This window comes from Elioraea sp. Yellowstone, assembly GCF_006704265.1.
Taxonomy (GTDB): domain Bacteria; phylum Pseudomonadota; class Alphaproteobacteria; order Acetobacterales; family Acetobacteraceae; genus Elioraea.
In genome coordinates this window covers 1-18,665 of sequence record NZ_VIKA01000062.1, presented here as the reverse complement: position 1 = coordinate 18,665, position 18,665 = coordinate 1, and the positions used below count along the sequence as shown (strand labels likewise).

Sequence of the window (18,665 nt, the reverse complement as noted above, 5' to 3'; positions counted from 1 at the left end):
ATGCGGGCGGGATCGGTGCGCTCGGCCGACGGCGAGGGCGCAGGCGCGGGCGACCCTTGCGCGCGGCCCGCCTGACGTTCGCGCCGTTCGCGCCCGCGCCGCTCCTCCTCGGTCTCGAACACCGAGGCGCGGTCGCCGCCGTCACGCGGCCACTGCACGGAGATGTCGGGCTGGAGCGGCGCGACCCGGTCGTCAGCGCCGGCGATGCGGCGCCCGGTGTAGCTGTCCTCCGGCACGGCGGGACGCCAGGAGGCGCCGAAGCCGCCGAAGCCGAGTCCCGAACCGGAGAAGCCCGCGCATCCGGAGAGCACGAGGCCGCACGCAGCCACGGCCAGCCAGCCTCCGATCCCTCGTCGCATCACGTCCTCCTGGTACCCGCCGCCCGAGATGTGTGCCATCCGTGCGGCTGCCACAAGCATCTCACTCCGCCGCCGCGGCCCCCCGCACATGGCGCAGGCTGGCGATCAGGTAGTCCCAGCCGGTGACCAGGGTCAGCGCCGCGGCGAGCGTCAGCAGCGTCTCGCCGAGCAGGCTGACCGGCAGGAAGCCCAGCCCCAGCAGGCGCGCCGAGGCGTCGCCAGCGACCAGCATGCCGAGCGCGGTCATCTGCACCCCGGTCTTCCACTTGGCAAGCCGGCTGACCGGCAGGCCCTGCGAGAGCCCGGCGAGGAACTCGCGCAGCCCCGAGACCAGGATCTCGCGCAGCATGATCACCACGGCCGCGATCAGGCCGATGTCGGAGAGCCGGCCGAGCCCGGCGAGCAGCATCAGCACGGCGCCGACCAGCAGCTTGTCGGCGATCGGGTCGAGCATCCGGCCGAGCTCGGAAGTCTGGCGCCGGCGGCGCGCGAGATGCCCGTCCAGCCAGTCGGTCACGGCGGCGGCAGTGAAGACGACGCAGGCCGTGAGATCAGCCGCCGGCCAGCGCAGCAGCACCAGCGCGACGATCAGCGGGATCGCGGCGATGCGCGACAGGGTCAGCAGATTGGGCAGAGAACTCGACACGCGATCCCCGGGGGCGGTCAGCCGCTCCGGTGCAGTGTATCGGTCCCGGCGCCGGGATGGAAATGCTCGTAGATCCGGCGGGCGAGCGCACGGTCGATGCCGGGGCAGGCCTCCAGCGCGGCGAGCCCGGCGGCGGCCACGCCACGGGCCGAGCCGAAATGGTTCAACAGCGCGCGACGGCGCGCCGGCCCCACCCCCTCGATCGCGTCCAGCCCCGACCGGCCCATCGCCTTCTGCCGGCCGGCGCGGTGGGCGGAGATGGCGAAGCGGTGCGCCTCGTCGCGCAGGCGCTGGAGGTAGTAGAGCACCGGGTCGCGCGGCGGCAGCTCGATGGGCGGCCGGTCCGCGATGAAGAACCGCTCGCGTCCGGCGTTGCGGTCCGGCCCCTTGGCGATCGCGACCAGCGGGAGGTCCTCGATGCCGAGCCCGGCGAGGGTCTCGCGCGCGGCCGAGAGCTGGCCCTGGCCGCCGTCGATCAGCACGAGGTCGGGCCACGTGCCGGGGTCGCGGTCCGGGTGCTCCTTGAGCGCGCGGCCGAAGCGGCGCTCCAGCACCTCGCGCATCATGGCGAAGTCGTCGCCGGGCGGGAGCGGACCCCTGATCGCGAACTTGCGGTAGGCGGACTTCACGAAGCCCTGCGGGCCGGCGACGATCATCACGCCGTAGGGCTCGCGCCCCATGGTGTGGCTGTTGTCGTAGACCTCGATCCGCTCCGGGGGCGCGGGCAGGGCGAAGACGCGGGCGACGCCGTCGAGCAGCACGGCCTGGGCGGTTCCCTCGGCAAGGCGGCGTTCGAGCGCCTCGCGCGCGTTCTGGAGCGCGTGTTCGACCACCGCACGCTTTGCCCCCCGCTGCGGCACGGCGAGTTCGACCTTCCGGCCCGCCTTCAGGCCGAGCGCCTCGGCGACGAGTTCGGGCTCGGCGACCGGATGCGAGAGCAGGACCGTGCGCGGGGGCGGCTTGTCGTCGTAGAACTGGCCGATGAATGCCGAAAGGACGGATGATTCGTCGTCATTCTTCGTATGAGACGGGAAGTGTGCGCGATTGCCGTTGTTGCGCCCGCCGCGGATGAAGAAGACCTGCACGCAGGATTGCCCGCCGGCCATGTGGCAGGCGATCACGTCGGCGTCGCCGAGATCGCCCGGGTTGACGACGTCGGTGGACTGCACGTGGGTCAGCCCGCGGATGCGGTCGCGGATGGTGGCCGCGCGTTCGAAGTCCAGCGCCTCGGCGGCGCGTTCCATCTCGGCGGCGAGTTCCTGCTGCAACGCGGTGGTATCGCCGTCGAGGAACCGCTTCGCCTGTGCGACCAGCCCGGCATAGGCTGCCTGGTCGATCCGGCCGACGCAGGGGGCGGAGCAGCGCTTGATCTGGTAAAGCAGGCAGGGGCGGGTGCGGTTGGCGAACACCGTGTCGGAACAGGTCCGCAGCAGGAAGGCGCGTGAGAGTGCGGTCACCGCCTGGTTGACCGCCCAGGCGGAAGCGTAGGGGCCGTAGTAGTCGCCCTTGCGGGCCTGTGCGCCGCGATGCTTGGCGAGCTGCGGGAACGGGTGGTCGCCGGTGAGGGTCAGCCAGGGGTAGGACTTGTCGTCGCGCAGGACGATGTTGAAGCGCGGCTTGAGGCGCTTGATGAGGTTGCTCTCGAGCAGCAGCGCCTCGGCCTCGGTATGGGTGGTGATCACCTCCACCGCGGCGGTCTCCATGACCATGCGCCGCAGCCGTTCGGGCAGGCGCGCCGGCTGGGCATAGGCCGGCACGCGCTTCCTCAGGCTCTTCGCCTTGCCGACATAGAGCGCCTCGCCCTTGGCATCGAGCATGCGGTAGACACCCGGGCCGGGCGGCAGCGTGGGCAGCGCCGCCTCGATCACGGCGGGGCCGCGCGGCGGGGACGGAGACGTATCGCCGGACGACGTTCGCGTCATCGGAGTCGCTGGAGTAGCGTCAAACAACCGAAGGGCGCAGTTCCGGTATCCACCAAGCCTGTGGACAAGTCTGTGAGCAAGAGCCTCACGGCGTCGCGAGTCCGGCCTTTCGCTAGGGGTCTGTCGCTTTGCTCAAACTTTGGGCAACCATCATCAATGCATTGATTATCAAAGAAACTGTCTGTCACAGCTGCAATCACTCTGCCGCCGAACCGTCACCCGCAAGGCCCGGACGCCCCGCGATCGGCCCGCCCATCGGCGGAATCAGCGCAGTGGACAACTTGCATGCGCGCTGTCAACCTCGCCTGCGCTCGATCGTAACGCCAGCGCAATCCGCATCCGGCAGCGCCTCGGGCTTTTCAACCGTGACGCGAACGATCCGCACGCGATGGTCTGACAGGCACGCCTCGGCGATCCGCTCCGCGAGCGTCTCCACCAGCTGCACATGCCCCTGCGCCACGATCGCGCGCACCAGAGCCGCGATCCGCTCGTAGTCCACCACCCGGGACAACTCGTCGCGCCCGACGGCTGGGCGGGACATCGGCCGCGCCCCGTCGTCCTCGACCGCGAGCTCGATGCCGATCCGCACAGGCTGGCGTCCCTCGTGCTCGTGGCGGTGCACGCCGATCGAGGCCGCGAGCGTGAGCCCGCGCACGAACACGTGCCTGAGCCCGAGCGCCGCATCCGCCAGCCGCCGCTCCGCGCCGAGATCCATCGCCGTCCTCTCCGCCGGCTACTCCTCCGGCGCCTCGCCCCGTGCGGACGCCCAATTCAGGTGCTGCCCGCCGTCGAGTGCGATCATCTGCCCCGTCATCGACGGGAGCGCAAGGACGGCCAAGGCGGCGCGCGCGACCTCCGCGGGCGAGGCGGCGCGGCGGAGCGGCACCGAGGCCACCTGATGCGCGAACTGCGCCTCGGTCTGGCGCGGGCTCGGCAGGGTGGGCCCGGGGCCGATCGCGTTCACCCGGATGCGCGGTGCAAGGGCGAGCGCAAGCGTGCGCGTGAGCGTCCACAGCGCGGCCTTGCTCACCGTGTAGCTGAGGAAGTGGGGCGTCAGGTTCCACACCCGCTGGTCGAGCAGGTTGACCACGACGCCCTCCGCCCCCTCGGGCAAGGCGCGCGCCATCGCCTGGGTCAGCACGAAGGGCGCGCGCAGGTTGGGTTCGAGATGGGCGTCCCAGCTCGCGCGCGTGGCGTCGTGCCACTCGTCGCGCTCGAACACGGAGGCGTTGTTCACCAGCACGCCGACTGGCCCGAGTGCCTCGGCGGCGGCCGGAACGAGCCGGACCACCTCGTCCTCGCGAGCGAGATCGGCCGCGAGTGCGATCCCCCGCCGGCCGAGCGCGGCGATCGCCGCGGCGGTGGCGGACGCCTCGGCGGCGCTGGTGTGGAAATGGACGGCCACGTCGAACCCCGCCTCGGCGAGGGCGAGCGCGATCGCCCGCCCGATCCGTTTCGCCCCTCCGGTGACCAGGGCCGTGCGGGGAATCGAGGCGGGGATCGGGGTCATGCGCGAGAAGATGGGGGACCTGGCCACGCTTGCCAGCCGCGCTGCGATGGGCTGGCATGCGCAGGCGCGCCGTGACAGGGGGAGGAAGCGCATGGATCTCGGGCTTCGCGGCAAGACCGCGCTGATCACCGGTGGCTCGAAGGGGATCGGCCGCGCGGCCGCCGAGAGCCTCGCCGCCGAGGGCTGCGGCGTGATCCTGGTCGCCCGCACGGCCTCGGCGCTCGACGCGGCAGCCGAGGAGATCCGCGGCCGGTTCCAGGTGAACGTGCGCGCCCACGCCGCCGACATCGCCGTGCAGGGCACCGCCGAGGAGCTCGCCCGCCTGTTCCCCGCGATCGACATCCTGGTGAACAACGCCGGCGCGATCCCGGGCGGATCGCTCCCGCAGGTGGACGGCACCACTTGGCGCAACGCCTGGCAGCTCAAGGTGTTCGGCTACATCGACATGTGCCGCGCCTTCTATCCCCTGCTGGCGCAGCGGTCGGGCGTGATCGTCAACGTGATCGGCAACGCCGCCGCCACGCTTGACCCGGCCTATATCTGCGGGGTCGCCGGCAACGCCGCGCTCGAGGCCTTCACGCGCTCGCTCGGCGGCGGCGCGCCGGCGGACGGGATGCGCGTGGTCGGGCTCTCGCCCGGCCCGGTCGCGACCGACCGGCTGGTGACGCTGACGCGCAAGAAGGCGGCCGACCGGTTCGGCGATCCGGAGCGGTGGCGGGATCTGCTCGCGGCGATGCCGTTCGGCCGGGCGGCCACGCCGCAGGAGATCGGCGACATGGTTGCGTTCCTGGCGAGCACCCGGTCCGGCTACACCAGCGGCACGATCGTGCAGATCGACGGCGGCATGGCAAGCCGCAGCCGCGCGTTCTGAGGGACCCCATGCGCATCACCACCAGCGACGGCGTCACGCTCCACGTCGAGGACACCGGCCACGGCGCGCCGATCGTGTTCGTGCACGAGTTCGCCGGCGACTGCCGCAGCTACGAGCCGCAGGTGCGCCATTTCTCGCGCCGCTACCGCTGCATCACCTTCAACGCGCGCGGCTATCCGCCCTCGGACGTGCCCGCCTCGCCCGACGCCTACTCGCAGGCGCGCGCGCGCGACGACATCCGCGACGTCCTCGACGGTCTGGGCGTCCAGGGGGCGCACATCGTCGGCATCTCGATGGGCGGCTTCGCGGCGCTGCATTTCGGCCTGACCTACCCGCACCGCGCGAAGTCGCTGGTGATCGCGGGTGTGGGCTACGGCGCGCCGGCCGACAAGCGCGCCCAGTTCGCCGAGGAGTGCGAGGTGGCGGCCCGGCGCTTCGAGACCCTGCCGGCGGCCGAAGCCGCCGGAAGCTACGGCCGCGGACCGACCCGGGTGCAGTACGAGAACAAGGACCCGCGCGGCTACGCCGAGTTCATGGCCCAGCTCGCCGAGCACGATCCGCGCGGAGCCGCGAACACGCTGCGCGGCGTGCAGAAGCGCCGCCCCTCCGTGTTCGATCTCGCCGAGGCGATGAAGGCGCTCCCTGTGCCCAGCCTGATCATGACCGGCGACGAGGACGATCCCTGCCTCGAGGCGAGCCTGTTCATGAAGCGCTGCATCCCGAGCGCGGGGCTGGTGGTGCTGCCGTGCACAGGCCACACGCTGAACCTGGAGGAGCCGGCGGCGTTCAACGCCGCGGTGGCGGACTTCCTCGCCGCGGTGGAGCTCGGCCGCTGGCCGCGGCGCGATCCGCGCAGCCTGACCGGCTCGATCCTCGGCACGCGATGAGGTCCGCGCTAGGGGTGCGGATGCACCCCGCCGTGGAAGAAGCTGTTGCCGGCATAGCGGTAACGCAGCGTGTAGAAGCGCCAGGGCCGCTCCAGCGGGTGGGTCCCGAAGGTGGTCGCCTTGAGCGCGTAGCCGACCTTGCCTTCGCTCATGTAGGCCATCGGCTCGATCAGCGTGCCGTCCCGGCCGACCTCCGAGAGCGCGATGTTGCGCTGGAGCTTGGCCTGCTGCGCCCGCCCGGCCGCGATGCCCAGGCTCTCGATCGCGGTGCCGGAGCGCGCCATGTTGACGTGGCAGACCCGCACCGTGCCGTTCGCGCCGCGGCCCTGGCTGCCGATCCCGAGCGTGCAGCCGTCCATCGTCGGCGTGAACATCCACAACGCCAGATTGCCCAGCGTCGTTGCCTTGATGTTGTTCTGCTCATAGGGACAGAAATAGGCGGGGATCGACACCGGATCGTCGCGCCGCACCAGGCGCAGGCGGAACACCTTGGCGTCTGGGTTGTTGGTCACGGTCGAGTTCGGCCGTTCCTCCACCGTGACGTCGACCAGGCCCTCGGTCTGGTTGGGAACGATCACGTAGACGACATGCGTCTCCATGAAGGTCTTGGGGGCGTTGCAGAACGCCTCGGCCATCGACATGCGGATCCTCCCTGCGATCCCGCGACCGCCGGCGCAGGATCGGCTGCGAAAATACCGTAACCACAACGGGCGGCCGGGCGCTACGCCGGCGCGGCACGGTCCACTCCCCCGCCTGTCGGTTGCCTCGTGGCACGCGCGTTCCACGCTCTGCCGATACGCGGCCCCACCCTCGCCCTGACGGATCCCAGCCCGTCTCATCTCATGTCGCCCCGACCGCCTGGTGCAGCGGAACGGCTACCGCGAGCGTGACTGGCAGACGCGCGCGGGCACGGTGGAACTGTGCATCCCCCGCCTGCGCCGAGGCTCCTACTTCCCCGGCTTCCTCGGTTGAACGCACTGCGTTCAACCGCCGGATGGCGGAGAAGGCGCTGACCGCGGTGATCCAGGAGGCGTACATCCAGGGGGTGTCGACGCGCTCGGTTGACGATTTGGTGAAGACGCTCGGCATGAGCGGCATTTCCAAGAGCCAGGTGAGCCGGCTGTGCGAAGAGATCGACGAGCGGGTACGGCGTTCCTGGACCGTCCGATCGAGGGCGACTGGCCCTATCTCTGGATCGACGCGACCTACGTGAAAGTGCGCCAGCAGGGACGCATCGTCTCGGTGGCGGTGATCGTCGCGGTGGGCGTCAACGGTGATGGGCGCCGTGAGGTTCTGGGCATGGATATCGGCCCCTCCGAAGCAGAGGCGTTCTGGACTGCGTTCCTGCGCAAGCTTGCCCGACGCGGCCTGCGCGGGGTGAAGCCAGGCTCAGGACTCATTGATTGAGCCAGAAGGTGACGGTTGCGGCGAGAGTGATGGCTGCGAAGAAGGTTTGCGCGCATTGGTCGTAGCGCATGGCGATGCGTCGCCAGTCCTTGAGCCTGCCGAACATGTTCTCGATGCGGTGGCGCTGGCGGTAGAGCGTTGGGTCGTGCGGGATGGGCTGCTTGCGCGAGCGCGTCGAGCGGATGCAGGCGTCGATGCCGCGCGCTGCGAGCTCGGCCCTGAAGCGGGCACTATCGTATCCTCGGTCAGCGATCAGTTCGTTGGCGGGCGGCAGCTTTGGCAGCATCAGGGCCGCACCGCGGTGGTCGCTCGCCTGGCCCTCGGTGAGCAGCAGGACCACGGGGCGCCCCTGGCCGTCGCAGACGGCATGGAGCTTCGAGTTCAGCCCGCCCTTGGTCCTCCCGATGCAGCGGGGAAAAGCCCCTTTTTGAGCAGGCTGGCAGCGGTGCGATGCGCCTTGAGGTGCGTGGCATCGATCATCAGCCGCGATGGCGGGCCACCCTCGGCCGCCAGTGCTGCGAAGATGCGGTCGAACACGCCCATGCGGCTCCAGCGGACGAAGCGGTTGTACAGCGTCTTGTGCGGGCCGTAAGCCGCGGGCGCATCGCGCCACCGCAGGCCGTGGCGGATCACGTAGATGATCCCGCTGAGCACACGGCAGTCGTCCACTCGTGGGATGCCGTGCGAGAGCGGGAAATGCGGCGACAGACGCTGCATCTGGGCAGTCGTGAGCAGAAACGGTGGTTCGGGCATCGCGGCACCTCCGCCATACCCAGAATCACACTACCCCGCGTCGCTCCAAGCGATTAATGGGTCCTGAGCCTAGTCATCTCCGACGCCCATGAAGGCCTGAAGGCGGCGATCGCCAAGGTGTTGAGTGCGACCTGGCAACGATGCCGCGTGCACTTCATGCGCAACGCCCTGGCCCATGCCGGCAGGAGCGGCCGGCGCGTCGTCTCCGCCTTCATCGCCACCGCGTTTGCCCAGAACGACGCGGCAGCCGCCACGATGCAGTGGCGACGCGTCGCCGACCAGCTGCGGCCCAAGCTGCCGAAGCTCGCCCCCTGATGGACGAGGCCGAGAGCGACGTGCTGGCCTACATGAGCTTCCCGCCGCAGCACCGCGCCAAGCTGCACAGCACCAATCCGCTCGAACGCCTGAACGGCGAGATCAAGCGACGCACCGAGGTCGTCGGCATCTTCCCCAATGAGGCCGCCATCACCCGCCTCGTCGGCGCCATCCTGCTCGAACAGAACGACGAATGGGCCGTCCAGCGCGCCCGCTACATCACCCTGGAAAGCATCAGCCCCGCCAGCGATGATGCACCCGTCAGCCTGCCAGCAATGGCGGGCTGATCAGCCCGGCCAAGCCGGCAAACGCGGTGGCTCACCGCCAGCTACACCACAACACGGGACACGACCGCCGAAGGACCTTCGATCTGCTTCATGCCGGACATCATCGTTCCAGTCTCTCCTCAGACAAATGGGTGTCCACAGAAACCGGATGCGGCTCACCACGATGCGGCACTTGCGCCCGCGGCGGGAGCGGGCCAGAGGAGACGGATGCGGATCGTGCTGGAGGCCCGAGGCCTGGCGAAGCGCTACGGCGAGGTGCTGGCAGTGGACGACGTCTCGTTCAGCCTGCGCGCGGGCGAGACGGTGGGACTCCTGGGCGGCAACGGCGCAGGCAAGACCACGACCATCGCCATGCTGCTTGGTCTGGTGATCCCCGATGCCGGGCGGATCACGGTGCTGGGCCACGACATGGCACAGGACCGCTTCGAGGCGCTCGCGCGGATGAACTTCTCCTCGCCCTACGTGTCCCTGCCGCACCGGCTCTCCGTGCGCGAGAGCCTGCGCGTCTACGGACATTTCTATGGCGTGCGGGATCTGGAGGGGCGGATCGCGCGGCTCGCCGAGGAACTCGATCTCGCCGCCCTGCTCGACCGCCCGGCGGGCGAGCTGTCGGCCGGGCAGAAGACGCGGGCGGCCCTGGCGAAGGCGCTGATCAACACGCCGGAGGTGCTGCTGCTGGACGAGCCGACGGCGAGCCTGGACCCCGATACGGCCGACCGGATGCGGGCCTGGCTGGAGGCGTACCAGGCCGAGACGGGGGCGGCGCTGGTGCTGGCGAGCCACAACATGGCGGAGGTGGAGCGGCTCTGCAGCGAGGTGCTGATGCTCAAGCGCGGCCGGGTGGTGGATCGCGGTGCGCCGGCAGCGCTGATCGCGCGCTACGGGCGAGAGGACCTGGAAGAGGTGTTCCTGGACATCGCACGCGGGACCGGCGCGGCGGCCGCGCACTGAGGCGGGGCGGCCGGCGGCCGGGCCGGGACGCGACGTCCCGGCCCGGATGGCGCCGCCGGGGGCTACCGCACCCGTTCCAATATCGATACGTAGTTCGCGACCGCCGCTCCGCCCATGTTGAACACGCCGGCGAGCGTCGCCCCCGGCACCTGCATCCCGCCCGCCTCGCCGACAAGCTGCATCGCCGCAAGCGCGTGCATCGAGACGCCGGTCGCGCCGATCGGGTGGCCCTTCGCCTTCAGCCCGCCCGAGGGGTTCACCGGAAGCCGTCCGCCCATCGCGGTCGATCCGTCGAGGGCAAGGCGCGCGCCCTGGCCGCGCGGCGCGAGCCCCATCGCCTCGTACTCGATCAGTTCGGCGATGGTGAAGCAGTCATGCGTCTCGACGAAGGAGAGATCGTCGAGCCGCGTGCCGGCGGCCGCGTGCGCGCGCTCCCAGGCGAGCGCGCAGCCCTCGAAGGCGATCGGGTCGCGCTTCGACATCGGCAGGAAATCGTTCACCTGCACCGCGGCGCGGAAGCCCACGGCGCGCGCCATGCCCCGCGCGGTCTCCGCGTCGGCCAGCACCAGCGCCGCCGCCCCGTCCGAGACCAGGCTGCAATCGGTGCGCTTCAGCGGCCCAGCGACGATCGGGTTCTTCTCGCTCACCTGCCGGCAGAAGTCGAAGCCGAGATCGCGCCGCATCTGCGCGTAGGGGTTGGCGACCCCGTGGCGGTGGTTCTTCGCGGCGATCGCGGCGAGCGCGTCCGAGGCGTCGCCGTGGCGCTGGAAATAGGTCTGGGCGATGCGGCCGAAGATGCCGGCGAAGCCGGCCTCGACCTGAGCCTCCTCGCGGCGGTAGGAGGCGGCGAGCAGCGCATCGGCGATCTGCGCGGGCGAGGATGCGGTCATCTTCTCCGCCCCCACCACCAGCGCGACGCGCGTCTTGCCGGCGCGGATGTCGGCCAACGCCGCATGGATCGCTGCCGAGCCGGTGGCGCAGGCGTTCTCGTGCCGGGTCGCCGGGGTGAAGCGCAGCGCGGGCAGCGCCTGGAACACCATCGAGGCGAAGAAGTCCTGCTTCGAGAACCCGGCATTGAACACGCCGACATGCACGGCACCGACATCCGCCGGTTCGACACCGGCATGGGCGAGCGCGTCGGCGGCGACGGTCGCCATCAGCGCCTCGACGTCCGGCTCCTCGCGCTTGCCGAAGGCGGAGTGCGCCCAGCCGATGATGCACGGGGTCATGCGGGTTCTCCTTCAAACCGGCCTGTCGCCCTTCTGCACCGTGAGCGTGCGGTTGTCGACGCCAGGCAGCATCCGCGCCGGATCGCGCGTCACCACGATGTCGAGCACCGTCGGAGATGTGGTGTTGGCGAGCCCCTCGCGCAACGCGCCCTCCAGCGCCTCGGGGTCCTCGATGCGGATGCCGTGGCAGCCCATCGCGCGCGCGACCGCCGCATAGTCCATCTCGGCGAGGTCGGAGGACTGGTAGTTGCCCGGCCCGAACACCGCGTGCTGAAGCGCCTTCACATAGCCCGAGGCCGCGTTGTTGAAGATGCAGACGACGATCGCGGCACCCAGCCGGCGCGCGGTCTCGAGCTCGCCCATCGACATGTTGAAGCCGCCGTCGCCCGTCAGCGCCACCACGCGGCGCTGCGGCCCGACGCCGAGCTGCGCCCCGATCCCGCCCGGCACGCCATAGCCGATCGAGGCGAAGCCGCGATCGGGCACGAAGGCCCGTCCCGCCTGCTTGGTGTCGAAGAAGAGGCCGCCCCAGTGCGCCGCGAAGCCGCCATCGGCGACCAGCACCGCATCCGCCGGCAGGACGCGGTTCAGCGCCCCCATCAGCCTCCCGACATTGATCGGGCGTTCGGTGGACTCGAGCCGCTCGCGCGCGCCCTCGCGCCAGCGCGCCATGCGTTTCGGAACCGACGCGACCCATTCGGCGCGCCGGCGCAGCCGCCCGGCGCCGTCGCCGAGGAACGCGGCCAGATCCGCGAGCGCGAGCCGCGCATCGGCAGCGAGCGCCACATCGGCGCGCGTGGTGCGGCCGATTTCCTCGGGCAGGATGTCGACGTGGATCAGCCGCTTACCGGGCGGGATCAGCGCGAAACGTTTTGTCGCGATCTCGCCCAGCTTGCAGCCCACCACGAGCAGGCAGTCGCTCTCGGCGATCAAGGCGTTGGCGATCCGGTCGTAGCGGCCGAACAGCCCGGCCGAGAGCGCATGCGTGCAGGGGATCGCACCCTTGCCCGACATGGTGTGGGCGACCGGAATCCCCTCGGCTTCGGCGAGCGTCCGCAGCGCGTCGTAGGCCTCGGAGAGATGCACGCCGCCGCCGGCGAGGATCAGCGGCCGGTCGGCCTCGGCGAGGAGGCGGCCGGCCGCAGCAAGCAGGTCGGGATCGGGCCGCGTGCGCCGCGCCTGCGCCTTCAGCGTGCCGGGATCGAGCCAGAACTCGGCGGCATCGAAGTCGTGCTCGCCGTGCGCCACGTCCTCCGGCACCTCGATCAGCACCGGGCCGGGACGGCCGGAGGTCGCGACCGCGAAGGCGCGGCGGACGAGTTCGGGGATGCGGGCGGTGACCTCGATGCGGATCGCCTCCTTCACCGCCGGGCGCAGGATCTCGAACTGGCGCGCCTCCTGCGTCATGTTCTTCCACGCATGCTGGCGGTTGGCACCGCCCGCGATCGCGATCAGCGGCATCCCGGCGTTCAGCGCCTCGATCAGTCCGGTGGTGAGATTGGTCGCGCCCGGACCCAGCGTGCCGTCGCACATGCCGGGCCGGTTGGTCACGCGCGCGTAAGCATCGGCCGCGAAGGCGCCGCAGCGCTCGTCGTTGATCAGCACGTGGCTGAGGCCGAGCGCGCGGCACGCCTCGTAGAACGGCAGGAGCTGGAACCCGCCCATGCCGAAGATCGGCCCGGCGCCGGCCAGCTTCAGCATCTCGGCGAGCGCCGCCCCGCCAGTCATCCGGCGCAGCGTGTTCGAGACGGGCCTGGCATCCATGCGGGTCAGCTCCTGTGGTCGAGGATCGCGGCGACGATGTCGCGGCAGGTCTGGCCGATGCGCCCGCCCATGCGCGCCGCCGTCTCGTTCACCGCCGAGACGATGCCGTCGCGCCAGGTGGACAGCGCCTCGCCGATACGCGCACTCTCGGCCGAGACGGTGGCGGCGGCGATGCCGCGGGCATCGAGCACAGGCAGGCGCGAGATCCCGGCACGGTCGATGCCGATGCCCGCATCGTTGTAGACAGCGGCGCGCACCGGATGCTTCACCGCCGTCTCCGGCCTTCCGCCGAGCAGTCCGCCATGGCTGCCGGTGACGATGACGTGGCCCGCATCCTCCGCCCGCACGAGGCTGTTGGAATCGAGCGCGACCACGCGGACCCCGCCTTGCGCGGCGAGGGCGAGCTCGGAGCGCGTCTCCGCCATCGGCGGTACGGGCGGCGCGGGCGGCAGGTCGGCGGCGGCCAGCAGGCGCAGCGCCTCGGCCGCGCGCATCCCGACCGCAACCCCGAGTGCCTGGGCCGGCAGATTGACCGCGGTCAGCACCCCGCGCGCGGCGCAGTCGGCGCCGTCGCCGATGCGTGCCGTCCGGTGGCCGAGCGCGGCGGCCGGCACGCCATACGCCGCAAGCCAGGCGAGCCCGGCGATCCCGGCGCGGTCGCGGCCGATCCCCGCATCGTGCAGGATCACCGCGGCGACCCCTCGATCGGCGGCGTACCAGGCAGCGAAGACCGCGCCGTGCGAGGCGCAGAGGGCCACGCAGCCGCGCGCCTCTGCCGGCAGATGGGTCACGCTGTCGAGCACCAGGGGATCGCGCACGCGGGCCTCGGCGTATGGGCGGTGCTTGATGTTTCAGCGCGCCCGTCCAGGATACGCAAGAGGACTGGGGGACACCGCATGGCCGAAACGGCGCTCGCCGGGCACAACATGTGCCGGCTTATCGAGCTCTACCGCACCATGGTGCGCATCCGCGCCTTCGAGGAGACCGCGCTCGCCGCGCATCGGGCCGGGCTCATGCCCGGGCCGCTGCACGCCTCGATCGGCCAGGAGGCGGTGGCAGCCGGAGTGTGCCTGAACCTGCGGCGGGACGACCGCATCACCTCGAACCATCGCGGCCACGGCCACGCGATCGCCAAGGGTGCGGGTGTGGCCGGCATGATGGCCGAGCTGTTCGGCCGTGCCGGCGGGCATTGCGGCGGCAAGGGCGGCTCGATGCACATCGCCGACTTCTCGGTCGGCATGCTGGGCGCGAACGGCGTGGTCGCGGGCGGGATTCCGATCGCGGTCGGCGCGGCCCAGGGGCTTCGCCTGCTCGGGTCCGACGCGATCGTCGCCTGCTTCTTCGGCGACGGCGCGATCAATCGCGGCCCGTTCCTCGAAGGGTTGAACTGGGCCGCGCTCTACCGCCTGCCGGTGCTGTTCGTCTGCGAGGACAACGGGGTCGCGGCGTTCACGCGCGCGGGCGAGGTGACGGCGGGGCCGGGTGCGGTCGCCCGTGCGCAGGCGATCGGGGTTGCTGCCGAGAGCGTGGATGGCAACGACGCGGTGGCGGTGGACGCGGCCGCCGGCCGGCTGGCGGCCGCGGTGCGGCGCGGCGACGGGCCACGACTGCTGCATCTCCGCACCTATCGCCTGCTCGGCCACACCAGCACCGACCAGGCCGCGTGGCGGCCGGAGCAGGAGGTTGCGGAGGCGCGCGCGCGCGACCCGATCGCGCGGCTGCGCGCACGACTGCTCGGTGAGGGCGTGGCGGCGGCGGCACTCGATGCGATCATCGCAGGAGCCGAAGCCGAGATGAGCGCGGCGCGCGACGCCGCGCTCGCCGCGCCCTGGCCCGATCCCGCGACGGCCTGGACCGACGTGCTCGACGCCGACCGGCAGGAGGTTGCGTGATGGACGCGCCCGCCACCGCCGAGACGCTGACGCTCGTCGAGGCCGGGCGCCGCGCCGTCTTGCAGGAGATGCGCCGCGATCCCCGCATTTGGGTGCTGGGCGAGGATGTCGCACGCGGCGGGTTGTTCGGCCAGTATCGCGGCTTCCGCGACGAGTTCGGGCCCGACCGCGTGGTCTCCACGCCGATCAGCGAGAGCACGATCATGGGGGCCGGGCTCGGCGCCGCGCTGGTCGGCACGCGGCCGATCATCGAGATGCGCATCTTCGACTTCGCGATGTGCGCGATGGACGAGCTCGTCAACCAGATCGCGAAGATCCGCTACATGTTCGGCGGCCAGGCCAAGGCCGCGCTGGTGGTGCGCATGCCGCACGGCATCTGGCGCAACTCGGCCGCCCAGCACAGCCAGACGCTGGAAGCCTGGTTCGCGCATCTGCCGGGCGTGGTAGTAGCGGCACCCTCAACCCCCGCCGACACCGCCGGCTTGCTGGTTGCGGCGATCCGTTCCGACGATCCGGTGCTGTTCTTCGACCCGAAGAACCTGTTCGGCGTCACCGGGCCGGTGCCAGCGGAGATCGATCCGCTGCCCTTCGGGATCGCGCGACAGGTGCTGAGCGGCGGCGACCTCACCATGGTTGCCTGGTCGTCGATTCTGCCCGACTGCGAAGCGGCCTGCGCGGCTCTTGCGCAGGAGGGGATCGGCGTCGACCTGATCGACCTGCGCACGCTCTGGCCCTGGGACGAGGACGCTGTCGCCGCCTCGGTCGCGCGCACCGGCCGGCTGCTCGTGGTGCACGAGGCAGTGCAGGCGGCCGGGTTCGGGGCCGAGGTGGTTGCGCGCATGATCGAGCGCCTCGGCCCCGCTGCGGTGAAGGCCGCCCGACGCCTCGGCGCGCCGCGTGTGCCGGTGCCCTTCAGCCCGCCGCTGGAGGAGGCCGTGAAGGTGACGGCGGCGAAGATTGTCGCCGCGGCGAAAGCGACGCTCGGCGCGTAAAGCCGGCCCTCAGTCTGATCCTTGCAGGGATCGTTTTGCGGGCGATGTTTGTAACTTTATCGTAATGTTTGGGTCGGGTTGACGTTCTCCGCGCGGTTTGAGCCGAGGACAGGTCGGATCCGTCGAGGAGCGTCGCACGGCGACGGAGCCGGCTCAGCGCGGGACGGATCCTCGGGCGCGTGGAGGAGGATGATACCCTCCGCACAAAGGCTCGACCTTTGTGCGGAGGGTATCGCGCGCGGGGCTGGTGGGGCGGCCGCGCGCGAACATGACCCCGTACCAGCCCGCCGAAGGTCAAACCTTCGGCGGGCTGGTATGAGACGGGACGGTCGGCGGCGGAGTTGTGCCGGAGGCACGGGATCGGCGGCCAGACACTGTGCAACTGGAAGGCCAGGCATGGCGGCGTGAAGCTGCGGGAGGCGTTGCGGCTGAAGGGGCTGGAGGACGAGAGCCGGCGCCTGAAGAAGGGTAGCGTCCGCGGAGGTGGTGGAAGTTCTGGCTTCGGCCGGGGTGTCGGGCTGGGGTGGCCATCGGCCTTGGCGGCTGGGGTGGAGTTGCAAAGCTCCCACTCCTGACCATCCGAGGCCCCGATGACCGAGGAGAGACTGCCACTGGCCAAACTGCCGGGGAAAGCGGGCGACGGCGGTGTCCTGCGCAGCGTCGCCGAGGCGGTGCTGCAGCTGCTGATGGAGGCCGACGTGGAAGGCCTGATCGGTGCGGGGCGGCACGAGCGCACCGGTGAGCGGTTGAACTGACGCAACGGCTTCCGCGACCGCACGCTCGACACGCGGCTCGGCGCCCTGCAGCTGCGCATCCCGAAGCTGCGCCAGGGCAGCTGCTTCCCGCCCTTCCTGGAGCCCAGGAAGACCTCCGAGAAGGCCCTGGTGGCGGTCAAGCCTGGATCGGCGGGGTCTCGACGCGGCGCGTCGACGACCTGGTGCGGGCGATGGGCCTGACGGGGATCTCGAAGTCGACCGTCTCGAAGCTGTGCAAGCACATCGACGAGCGGGTCGGCGCCTTCCTCGATCGGCCGTTGTCCGGCGGATGGCCGTATCTCTGGCTCGACGCCACCTACCTGCGCCAGCGCGAGGGCGGCGTTCGGGCATGCCCTTGAACCGGTGGCGGGCATAGCCCTCACCGTCTCCGTCGCGGCGATAATCGCCGTGGCCTGCGATGCCGAGGGGCGCGCGAGATCCTCGGCCTGCACATCGGTCCCTCCCAGGCGGAGACGTTCTGGCTCGAGTTCCTGCGCAAACTCGCCCGGCGCGGCCTTCGCGGCGTGACGCTGGTGATCTCCGACGCCCACGAGGGCGTGAAGGCGGCGTGGCGCGCGTGTTCCAGGCGACCTGGCAGCGCTGCCGCGTGGGGCTGTTGAAAGACCGTCTGGGGTCTGATTCGGTGCCGCATCGCGGCGATGAGGGTCGAGCATGCTGGGGCGGGGCGGGCCGGAGCAGCACGAGTTTTTCGTTGGCTCGCTGCGCGAGCTGATCCCTGACGAGCACGTGCTGCCCGCCTTGACCGCGCGCTCGATCCGAGCGGGCTGCATGACGAGGTGGCTGTGCTGTACAGCGCCGAGGCCGGTCGTCCCAGCATCGATCCGGAAGCGGCGGTCAGGCTGATGCTGGCCGGCTTCCTGCTCGGCCTCGTTCATGACCGCCGTCTGCTGCGCGAGGCGGCGGTGGACGTGGCGATCCGCTGGTTCGCGCGTTTCGGCCTGGCCGACGCCCTGCCGGACCATTCGTCGCTCGCGCGCATTCGCCAACGATGGGGCGCGGCGCGCTCTCGCCGCATCTTCGAGCGCACGGTGGTGGCGTGCGTGGCCGCCGGGATCGCGAAAGGCGAGGTGGTGCACCTCGACGCCACGCTGATCCGCGCTGATGTCAGCTGGGAAGCGCTTGCCCTACGTTGGGTCACAGCGCTGGATGCCGAGAACGAGCCGGTCGATGAGGCCGCGCGCGACGTCGGGACCCCATCGCGGCTTGCCGCGATGGGCACCCGAGCAAGCAGACCGGCAAGTACAAGAAGGTCTGCACCACCGATCCCGAGGCGACGATGGCGACCACCGGCCGCCACCAGCGGCTCGAGCCGGCGTACACGCAGCACACAGCCCTTTGCGACCAGGCCGGCGTGATCGTCGACGTGGAGGCGACGACGGGTGAGCTCAACGAGGGCGGCGAGCCCGTGCCCGCGATCGAGCGCAAAGTTTGAGCCGATCCGCTCGCCAGGGCCGATGCGGCGCTTCCGCTACGATGCCCGCCACGACCGCCTCACCTGCCCACGCGGCAAGACGCTGAAAGCCGGCCGTCGCGCGAAGCATGGCCGCTTCTTCACCGCGCGCGCCAGGGATTGCCGGCGCTGCGACCTGGCCCGCCTCTGCCTCTCGGGCGGGCGCGCCAACAAGGCGGTGGTGGTCGGCGACGACTGCCCCGCGCTGCTGCGCGCCCGGCGTCGGCGCGAGAGGTGGAGCGATCACGACAAGCCTGTCCATGCTCGCCACCGCTGGCGCGTCGAGGGCGTGCACCGCGAGGCGGAGACCCGCCACGGCCTGGCGCACGCCGGCAGGAGCGGCCGACCCGTCGTATCCGCCTTCGTCGCCACAGCCTTCGCCCAGGACCACGCCCAGGCCGCCAGGGCGCAGTGGCGCCAGGTCGCCGACCAGGTCCGCCCGAAGCTGCTGAAGCTGGCCGCCCTGCTCGACGACGCCGAGGCGGATGTGCTCGCCCACATGGCCTTTCCCAAAGCCCATCGCGCCAAAATCCACTCGACCAACCCGCTCGAGCGCCTCAACGGCGAGATCAAGCGCCGCGCCGACGTGGTCGGCATCTTCCCCTCCGAGCAGTCAATCCTGCGCCTGATCGGCGCGGTCCTGCTCGAGGCCAA

Annotated in this window: 18 protein-coding genes and 5 pseudogenes; 13 read left to right on the top strand and 10 right to left on the bottom strand. The window is 71.1% G+C overall.

The genetic code is table 11. From position 1 onward, the window contains the following. The 5 genes from FK498_RS10430 to FK498_RS10410 all read right to left on the bottom strand — a co-directional run. Positions 1–359 (bottom strand): hypothetical protein (locus FK498_RS10430; protein ID WP_141854264.1); only part of this gene is annotated, 359 nt, incomplete at its 3' end. Between the two features lie 61 nt (positions 360–420). After that, a complete protein-coding gene (pgsA, locus tag FK498_RS10425) occupies positions 421–1,005 on the bottom strand; it encodes a CDP-diacylglycerol--glycerol-3-phosphate 3-phosphatidyltransferase (protein ID WP_141854262.1) in 585 nt (194 codons plus the stop codon). A 17-nt stretch (positions 1,006–1,022) separates the two neighbouring features. After that, complete coding sequence (uvrC, locus tag FK498_RS10420; RefSeq protein WP_141854260.1) at positions 1,023–2,927, bottom strand: excinuclease ABC subunit UvrC; 1,905 nt, start codon at positions 2,925–2,927, stop codon at positions 1,023–1,025. Between the two features lie 295 nt (positions 2,928–3,222). Then, positions 3,223–3,642, bottom strand: coding sequence for a dihydroneopterin aldolase (gene folB / locus FK498_RS10415; protein ID WP_141854258.1), 420 nt, complete (start codon positions 3,640–3,642; stop codon positions 3,223–3,225). 18 nt (positions 3,643–3,660) lie between these two features. Next, positions 3,661–4,437 carry an SDR family oxidoreductase gene (locus tag FK498_RS10410; protein WP_141854256.1) on the bottom strand — a complete coding sequence of 259 codons (777 nt, stop codon included), beginning with the start codon at positions 4,435–4,437 and terminating at the stop codon, positions 3,661–3,663. Between FK498_RS10410 and FK498_RS10405 the strand changes: the two genes are divergently transcribed. Together FK498_RS10405 and FK498_RS10400 are read left to right on the top strand one after the other, a co-directional pair. Then, on the top strand, positions 4,436–5,308 hold the full coding sequence (locus tag FK498_RS10405; RefSeq protein ID WP_237560909.1) for a short-chain dehydrogenase/reductase: 873 nt from the start codon (positions 4,436–4,438) through the stop codon (positions 5,306–5,308). The two genes, FK498_RS10410 and FK498_RS10405, sit on opposite strands and share 2 nt — an antisense overlap. A gap of 8 nt (positions 5,309–5,316) precedes the next feature. Then, positions 5,317–6,195 (top strand): alpha/beta fold hydrolase, encoded by an 879-nt coding sequence (locus tag FK498_RS10400; RefSeq protein WP_141854254.1) that lies wholly within the window; start codon positions 5,317–5,319, stop codon positions 6,193–6,195. An 8-nt stretch (positions 6,196–6,203) separates the two neighbouring features. Here the strand turns inward: FK498_RS10400 and FK498_RS10395 are convergent, their stop codons facing one another. Then, entirely contained in the window at positions 6,204–6,836 is a 633-nt protein-coding gene (locus tag FK498_RS10395; protein ID WP_141854252.1) for a hypothetical protein, read from the bottom strand. A 220-nt stretch (positions 6,837–7,056) separates the two neighbouring features. Here FK498_RS10395 and FK498_RS20220 point away from each other — a divergent pair, with 220 nt between their 5' ends. Together FK498_RS20220 and FK498_RS10390 are read left to right on the top strand one after the other, a co-directional pair. Then, a complete protein-coding gene (locus FK498_RS20220; RefSeq protein ID WP_370510892.1) occupies positions 7,057–7,167 on the top strand; it encodes a transposase in 111 nt (36 codons plus the stop codon). Between the two features lie 22 nt (positions 7,168–7,189). After that, a pseudogene (locus FK498_RS10390) lies at positions 7,190–7,602 on the top strand (transposase). On the opposite strand, the gene FK498_RS10385 reads toward FK498_RS10390, so the two are convergent. After that, a protein-coding gene (locus tag FK498_RS10385) for an IS5 family transposase (RefSeq protein ID WP_141854250.1) occupies positions 7,592–8,355 on the bottom strand; the annotation gives its coding sequence in 2 pieces (ribosomal slippage) (positions 7,592–8,019 and positions 8,019–8,355; 765 coding nt in all). The pseudogene FK498_RS10390 and the gene FK498_RS10385 sit on opposite strands and share 11 nt — an antisense overlap. Positions 8,356–8,418: 63 nt before the next feature. Here FK498_RS10385 and FK498_RS10380 point away from each other — a divergent pair. Then, positions 8,419–8,957: pseudogene (locus FK498_RS10380) on the top strand (transposase); the annotation flags it as partial. Positions 8,958–9,164: 207 nt separating this feature from the next. Further along, on the top strand, positions 9,165–9,908 hold the full coding sequence (locus FK498_RS10375; RefSeq protein ID WP_141854248.1) for an ABC transporter ATP-binding protein: 744 nt from the start codon (positions 9,165–9,167) through the stop codon (positions 9,906–9,908). A gap of 62 nt (positions 9,909–9,970) precedes the next feature. On the opposite strand, the gene FK498_RS10370 is transcribed toward FK498_RS10375, so the two are convergent. From FK498_RS10370 to FK498_RS10360, 3 genes are read right to left on the bottom strand one after another with little or no spacing between them, the layout of a single operon-like run. Beyond that, the gene (locus tag FK498_RS10370; protein ID WP_141854247.1) at positions 9,971–11,137 is read right to left on the bottom strand and encodes an acetyl-CoA acetyltransferase; all 1,167 of its coding nucleotides are present in this window, start codon (positions 11,135–11,137) and stop codon (positions 9,971–9,973) included. 12 nt (positions 11,138–11,149) lie between these two features. Continuing rightward, complete coding sequence (locus FK498_RS10365; RefSeq protein ID WP_141854245.1) at positions 11,150–12,901, bottom strand: thiamine pyrophosphate-binding protein; 1,752 nt, start codon at positions 12,899–12,901, stop codon at positions 11,150–11,152. 5 nt (positions 12,902–12,906) lie between these two features. Beyond that, entirely contained in the window at positions 12,907–13,719 is an 813-nt protein-coding gene (locus FK498_RS10360; RefSeq protein WP_141854243.1) for a hypothetical protein, read from the bottom strand. Between the two features lie 78 nt (positions 13,720–13,797). Here FK498_RS10360 and FK498_RS10355 point away from each other — a divergent pair, with 78 nt between their 5' ends. The 7 genes and pseudogenes from FK498_RS10355 to FK498_RS19945 all read left to right on the top strand — a co-directional run. After that, entirely contained in the window at positions 13,798–14,793 is a 996-nt protein-coding gene (locus tag FK498_RS10355; protein ID WP_141854241.1) for a thiamine pyrophosphate-dependent dehydrogenase E1 component subunit alpha, read from the top strand. Next, positions 14,793–15,785 (top strand): alpha-ketoacid dehydrogenase subunit beta, encoded by a 993-nt coding sequence (locus tag FK498_RS10350; RefSeq protein WP_141854239.1) that lies wholly within the window; start codon positions 14,793–14,795, stop codon positions 15,783–15,785. The genes FK498_RS10355 and FK498_RS10350 overlap by 1 nt, the downstream gene beginning before the upstream one ends. Positions 15,786–16,111: 326 nt before the next feature. Next, positions 16,112–16,360 (top strand): annotated as a pseudogene (locus FK498_RS20215) (transposase); the annotation flags it as partial. Between the two features lie 15 nt (positions 16,361–16,375). Continuing rightward, positions 16,376–16,540: a hypothetical protein gene (locus FK498_RS20210; RefSeq protein WP_370510891.1), complete on the top strand. Its 165-nt coding sequence runs from the start codon at positions 16,376–16,378 to the stop codon at positions 16,538–16,540. Between the two features lie 45 nt (positions 16,541–16,585). Then, the gene (locus FK498_RS20205; RefSeq protein ID WP_370510893.1) at positions 16,586–16,741 is read left to right on the top strand and encodes a hypothetical protein; all 156 of its coding nucleotides are present in this window, start codon (positions 16,586–16,588) and stop codon (positions 16,739–16,741) included. After that, positions 16,732–17,160, top strand: a pseudogene (locus FK498_RS20200) (transposase). Before FK498_RS20205 ends, FK498_RS20200 begins: the two are co-directional and overlap by 10 nt. 52 nt (positions 17,161–17,212) lie before the next feature. Beyond that, positions 17,213–18,665: pseudogene (locus FK498_RS19945) on the top strand (transposase); the annotation flags it as partial.

Excerpts from the sequence above, each read along its gene's own strand:
- uvrC (WP_141854260.1), bottom strand. The coding sequence starts at position 2,927 with ATGACGCGAACGTCGTCCGGCGATACGTCTCCGTCCCCGCCGCGCGGC.
- folB (WP_141854258.1), bottom strand. The coding sequence starts at position 3,642 with ATGGATCTCGGCGCGGAGCGGCGGCTGGCGGATGCGGCGCTCGGGCTC.
- FK498_RS10405 (WP_237560909.1), top strand. The coding sequence starts at position 4,436 with ATGCGCGAGAAGATGGGGGACCTGGCCACGCTTGCCAGCCGCGCTGCG.
- FK498_RS10410 (WP_141854256.1), bottom strand. The coding sequence starts at position 4,437 with ATGACCCCGATCCCCGCCTCGATTCCCCGCACGGCCCTGGTCACCGGA.
- FK498_RS10400 (WP_141854254.1), top strand. The coding sequence starts at position 5,317 with ATGCGCATCACCACCAGCGACGGCGTCACGCTCCACGTCGAGGACACC.
- FK498_RS10395 (WP_141854252.1), bottom strand. The coding sequence starts at position 6,836 with ATGTCGATGGCCGAGGCGTTCTGCAACGCCCCCAAGACCTTCATGGAG.
- FK498_RS10375 (WP_141854248.1), top strand. The coding sequence starts at position 9,165 with ATGCGGATCGTGCTGGAGGCCCGAGGCCTGGCGAAGCGCTACGGCGAG.
- FK498_RS10370 (WP_141854247.1), bottom strand. The coding sequence starts at position 11,137 with ATGACCCCGTGCATCATCGGCTGGGCGCACTCCGCCTTCGGCAAGCGC.
- FK498_RS10365 (WP_141854245.1), bottom strand. The coding sequence starts at position 12,901 with ATGGATGCCAGGCCCGTCTCGAACACGCTGCGCCGGATGACTGGCGGG.
- FK498_RS10355 (WP_141854241.1), top strand. The coding sequence starts at position 13,798 with ATGGCCGAAACGGCGCTCGCCGGGCACAACATGTGCCGGCTTATCGAG.
- FK498_RS10350 (WP_141854239.1), top strand. The coding sequence starts at position 14,793 with ATGGACGCGCCCGCCACCGCCGAGACGCTGACGCTCGTCGAGGCCGGG.
- FK498_RS20210 (WP_370510891.1), top strand. The coding sequence starts at position 16,376 with ATGACCGAGGAGAGACTGCCACTGGCCAAACTGCCGGGGAAAGCGGGC.